Below are 5,459 nucleotides of genomic sequence, written 5' to 3' on the forward strand. Positions count from 1 at the left end.
CAAGGGCAAAAGCAAAAAACTAGCTCTTATTGCAGTGTGCAACAAGTTATTAAAACAAGCATTTGCAGTTGTAAAAAATAGATTGCCATACGATGCAGATTACAGAAGCTCTTTAGTAATAAATAAGTAATAGTTTACTTGTTTTTTACCTCAGTTCTTTGTTGTAAACAGTTTTTACTTTTTTGTCCTATTGTCATCTTTAATGGCTTGAACTACCGCATCAATTAATAATACTATAAACAAAATAGCTCCGCAAAATATGTAAAAGTATAAATCCCATGGTCCTTTGCTACCAAATAAAATGAATATCAATATTGCAAATGCAATAACGAATACAGCTTTATTGATTAAATTCAGTTTATACCATTTCATCCTTGCCAAACTGAAAAATTCGTTACTATTCCTTTTTCATTAAATTTAATAGTTAAACTTCCAGTATTAATTCCACGTTTGGACATTCCTAAATAATATCTAAAATCCGAATTCGTTTCTGAATCGGGTTTTCCCAATAATTCAATTATTTCCGTTTTCGATTTTCCTTTCAGTTCGTGATTATTTCGCAAACTGTTCATCATATCCCAACGCAACGACCATTCAGCTTCTGATTCCGTCCAGTTTTTCCACTTTTCAGAGTCAAATTGTTCATGAGTGATATTCCCTTTCAAAGCAAATCCGATTAGAATTAGCGTTCCGAATATCAATAGTCCATATTTCAATACTTTTCGCAATGTTCGTCTTAAATTGTTTACAACGTTTATGTATAAGGAAAGTTGCGTATTTGTGTGCGAGGATTTTCCGAAGGAAAATCAGAAGCTAGCAAACGAGCAACTAACTTTGGTTTAGCTAAAACTAGCAATTTTTTTTATACGGTGTTGTGCTTAGTTTTTATTTTCTATTCTTTTATATTTTGTACTATTTATTCTTCTGGTACCTCCTCCCATAATCAAGATATGTCCTTCTCCAATATATCCGTGAACTACTATCAAATTCCCATCGTTATCGTTTCCAAGAATGGTTTTACTTTCTTTATGCATATAATAAATAGGAAAAAAGGGTATAAAAGTCAAATTTTTGTCAACTGAGAAATAATCTCCTTTAACCTTTCCATTTACATAGAATTTGTCCAAAACCTTGCCTTCGTTCATTAGGCTTATATTCAGCTTTTCATTATCGATTAGTTCTAATTTTACGATTGTTTTTTTTGTTTTTAAAGTATCCCATTCAAATCTATAGTTTTCTTTTAGAGTTGTCCAAAGTTCACGAACTGTCGAATCTTTCATACGGTTATCGTAATAACCATTTATTCCAAACTTTTTGAAGTCAGTTGGTAAATATTCACTTTTTCGACTCAATTTTTTTGTCGAATAACAGTTGGTTAGTAGAACTGTACAAATCAGAAATATGATTTTTGTCGTTTTCAGGATGTTCTTTTTTAATTAAGCACAACGGTCTCGTATAACCGTCAGTTACGGGTTAAATTAGCGATTATTTTCGGTTTGGCACTGACTTTAGCAATTCCGAGTGGATTCGGACGTAGTCGAATCCGCCGTAATTGCGGTTATACATTGTTGGCAACTGGCTTTTTTCCATTCGCTATTTTCTTAATTACTAATCCGCTTATAAAAGTCGAGATTATTGTCAGAAATAAAATCATTCTATAATTCACGTTATTTTGATGATATTTCAAAATTCCGTTATTCATTATTGGGTTAGTTATGGTTATTTTGATAAACTGACTTTCGAAATAACAATACAGACAATAAAAAGTCGGAATTAAAATCAGATAGATTAGATTCAGTCCGATTATTTTTTTCAAAGAACTAATTCTTCGAGATGTAAAATAAAATCCAATTGGGATTAATGTCAGAATGAAAGCAATGTCCGTTTCAAAAATCCGAAAGTCCTTTCCACCATAAAATCCGAGTTTGTAATCCGCCAAATATTTTACCGTTCTGCGAGTCAAAATCCGATAATCCAATTCATATTTCATTCCGAAAATGAAAGTCAGAATAATGAAGACAATTAGTAAAATCAGTTTGCGCTTTCCTTTCAGCATTTCGTTCTTTCAGCTTGTTGCCAACGGTCTTGTATAAGATTAGTTGCGTGTTTTAAGCACTAAAGTTAGCAAATAAAAACTGAATAGAAAATCCGCGAGGATTTTCGTAAGTAGGCTAGTACTAGCAATTAATTTTATACGTTGTTGTAAACTGGCTTTTTATGCTATTTGTTCTATTCTTGCTCCTTTACATAATGGATAAGTGCTTACAAACTCCATAATTGACTCTTTCATTTCAGTAAAAGAGTCAGCGTAATAATATAGAGCAGTTTCAGTTCCGCCTTCCCAATATTTTGTAATTTCTGAATTGTCATTAGTCAATTTTTTTATTTCCGAAATCACAAAGTTAATATCAGAGTTTTTGTAAACTTCAGGGTCTAAATTCTGTCCATCAATGTAAATTCCTAACCCTTCTTTTTGTCCGAATTCTATTTTTTGGTCAGTTTTTTCTATTGTCAATTTTGAACCTTTAGGTGCTCCGAGTTCCTCCAGTTTTTTTATTATTAACTGAATATCATTTTCGTTTATTTCGTTTGAATACAGTTTAATTTCTAAATCACAATATTCAAGTTCTCCTGATTTCAATTGCATTGTTCCTCCACCTGTCACTTCTCCAATTCCGTTTGCTTTTAGTAATTCTTCTAATGGGTCTTCATAAATTTCTCCTCTGTCAATAGGCATAATTTTATCATTTAAGGTAGCCACAATAAAATTTCCGACATCATTATTTTTTTGTTTTCCGAAGAGTTTCTTTATGAAGTTCATAGGTTTGTTTAGCTTGTTTACAACGTTTATGTATATGGAAAGTTGCGTGTTTGTGTGCGAGGATTTTCCGAAGGAAAATCAGACGTAACAAACGTGCAACGACCTTTGTTTAAGCCAAAACCAGCAATTTTTTATATACTGTGTTGGCAATAGTTATTTTATTCTTTTTCCGAGTTTATATTGTTTTTTAGTTTCCGTTCCGTCTTCTTTTAGACAATATTCGGTTCCGTTTTTCTTTCCATTAATATACTCACAACGAAAAGTCATTTTTTCTCCGCCATCTTTATAACCCAATTCAATTCCGTGCTTTTTCTTCCCTAAATATTGGCAACTATAGGACACTTTTCCATTTGTAAATTGTTCTCGAAGTATTTTTATTCCGTCATCGTTATAGGTGTGAATTTCAAAAATCTGTTTCTGTAGGTCATACATAAATTCTTTTAAAAGAACATTAGGTTTTTTTGGGTTGTATATAGTTTTGGTCGAAAGTCTCTTTTCTTTTCCGTTGAAATATAAATAGCTAAATAAAATAACGCCATTTTTAAATTCCTCTTCATAAACTAGATGTCCGTTTTTCCGTTTAACTTGAGCAATTCCAGTAAAAAGTACGTCATCACTAATTTTATACACTAAATTATTCTCTTCATAAACTTCTTTCATTTCAATTACTTCTTGCGCAATAGTATTGTTGTAAGCAAAAAGTATTAATAAAATCAGGAAGTTTCTCATTTAGTTTTAATTATTGCCAACGTATTGGTGTATGATTTCGTTGCGTGTTTAAGCACTAAAGTTAGCAAATAAATTACAGATAGAAAGACTGCGAGGACTTTCGTAAGTAAGCTTTTACTAGCAATGAATTATACACATTGTTGCCAACCGTTATTTATTTTAATTCAAGTTTGTCAATTCTGTTTCCGATGGTAAATTCTTTCATTTCCTTTTCCAGAGTATTAAAATCCGCTTGGTCTACTTTTTTTATGATTTCTCCATTTTTCATTAAATAAATTTCATCACAAGTGTCCGCTAAAGTTGAAAATATATGAGATGAAATAATTACTGTTTTCTCTAACTTTTTAAATCTTTTTATTATTTCTGTTATAATTAAATTACTTTGTATATCAACGCCATTAAAGGGCTCGTCCAGAATAAATACATTATTTGCTTGTAAAAGTATGGCAGTTAAAGCCAATTTCTTTTTCATTCCAGTAGAGTAAGTCGAAGCATATTGATTTAATGGTAAATCAAATATATTTTTGTCCTCAATGTTGGTTAGTTTTGTCTGTCTTGCATTGGCAAGTAGTTGTATATATTCTTTACCAGTTATTTTAGAGAAAAAGTAAGGTTCTGTTAATAAAAGTCCTAAATGGTTTTTTAATTTGGAAAAGTCAGATGATATGTTTCCTTTATAGCTTTCAAGTCCTGAAATACACCTGAAAAGAGTTGTTTTTCCTGCTCCATTTTCTCCAACGATTCCATAAATTTTACCTTTCTTAAATTCTAAATTTATTGTATTTAAAACTTGTTTTTTACCATAAAATTTTGATAGTTCTTCAATTTTAATCATTGTAATACGGTATTTAACTTTTTAACTGATTGGGAATAAAAAAGAGGAATAAATACTAATAGTATTGGTGGAAACATAAAACTAATTGCAATTAAAATTCCTTGTGACATATTCATTTCGTTTGGGAAAGACGAATATTTAGCTAAAACTATTGCTGTTAAATAAGCGTAGCATAAAAGAATAAAAATAATTAAAATATCTATTTCTCTAAAAAATGAAATACTTAAAGTTATTATTACTGGTAAGCTTAAAATTGTAAAATAAATTAAGCACGTTTTTGTTTTCTCTATTAAAAATTCTTTTGACGATAAATTGTAATTCCAGACAAAATATTCGTTTTCTATTTTTGAATAATATGAAAAACAAGTTAATCCAATCAATAGCATAGAAAAAACACCAAGATTAAAATTTCCAACTGATACTGAAATATAAGTCAAGAAATAAGCTATTGGAAAAATAAAGAATGTCTTTCTAAAACCAACTGTAAATTCAAATGGTTTTTTGTTAAATGGTGTTGGTATTGTAACATTTAGATTTGTACTAAAATTGAACAGCGTGATAAATATTATACACAAATTCAATATAGCAGAAAAGATAAATTGTTTTTGATAAATTAGATAAAGAGTAAAAGACAAACAATAGATAAGATTTTCTGTTATTCTTAATTTTCTATACTTGTCTTTATTGAAGATAGATTTTAAAAAATCATTTCTTTTAGGTTCACTTAATTTTGAAACGAAACTTATTGCCAATAATCCATAAGCATAATTTGCAAACTCTGTTTTTTCAAATAGATAATTAGAAAGCAAAATGAAAATAATTGGTAAAAGTGTATATCCAATCAAAAGTGGCATTCCGAAATCAATCATTTTTCGGTTAAGCATTTTAAATTGAAGTTGGAAATATTCTTTCATTCGCAATTTTTTTCTAATGGTTGGCAACGTTCGCGTATAATAATAGTTGCGTTTGTGTGCGCGAAGATTTTCCGAAGGAAAATCAGAAGCGAACAAACGTGCTATTACCTTAGTTTAGTCTAAAAATAGCAATTATTTTTATACATTGTTATGCGCAGGT

General features: G+C 29.8%; 6 protein-coding genes and 1 pseudogene. 1 reads left to right on the top strand and 6 read right to left on the bottom strand.

Annotated features, from left to right (window positions below; translation table 11 throughout):
- Positions 1–130, top strand: a pseudogene (locus CLV33_RS17755) (IS110 family transposase); the annotation flags it as partial.
- A 238-nt stretch (positions 131–368) separates the two neighbouring features.
- On the opposite strand, the gene CLV33_RS17230 reads toward CLV33_RS17755, so the two are convergent.
- The 6 genes from CLV33_RS17230 to CLV33_RS17260 form a co-directional block, all read right to left on the bottom strand.
- On the bottom strand, positions 369–665 hold the full coding sequence (locus CLV33_RS17230) for a hypothetical protein (RefSeq protein ID WP_244906458.1): 297 nt from the start codon (positions 663–665) through the stop codon (positions 369–371).
- Between the two features lie 213 nt (positions 666–878).
- Positions 879–1,352, bottom strand: a complete 474-nt coding sequence (locus CLV33_RS17455) for a hypothetical protein (protein WP_146109775.1) — start codon at positions 1,350–1,352, stop codon at positions 879–881.
- An 863-nt stretch (positions 1,353–2,215) separates the two neighbouring features.
- Positions 2,216–2,821, bottom strand: a complete 606-nt coding sequence (locus tag CLV33_RS17245; RefSeq protein ID WP_105474925.1) for a hypothetical protein — start codon at positions 2,819–2,821, stop codon at positions 2,216–2,218.
- Positions 2,822–2,974: 153 nt separating this feature from the next.
- Positions 2,975–3,550 carry a hypothetical protein gene (locus CLV33_RS17250; RefSeq protein ID WP_105474926.1) on the bottom strand — a complete coding sequence of 192 codons (576 nt, stop codon included), beginning with the start codon at positions 3,548–3,550 and terminating at the stop codon, positions 2,975–2,977.
- A 154-nt stretch (positions 3,551–3,704) separates the two neighbouring features.
- Entirely contained in the window at positions 3,705–4,385 is a 681-nt protein-coding gene (locus tag CLV33_RS17255) for an ABC transporter ATP-binding protein (protein ID WP_105474927.1), read from the bottom strand.
- Entirely contained in the window at positions 4,382–5,299 is a 918-nt protein-coding gene (locus CLV33_RS17260; RefSeq protein WP_211297579.1) for an ABC transporter permease, read from the bottom strand. The genes CLV33_RS17255 and CLV33_RS17260 overlap by 4 nt, the downstream gene beginning before the upstream one ends.
- Positions 5,300–5,459 lie beyond the last annotated feature (160 nt).

The organism is Jejuia pallidilutea, from assembly GCF_002973595.1.
GTDB classification, from domain to species: Bacteria; Bacteroidota; Bacteroidia; order Flavobacteriales; family Flavobacteriaceae; genus Jejuia; species Jejuia pallidilutea.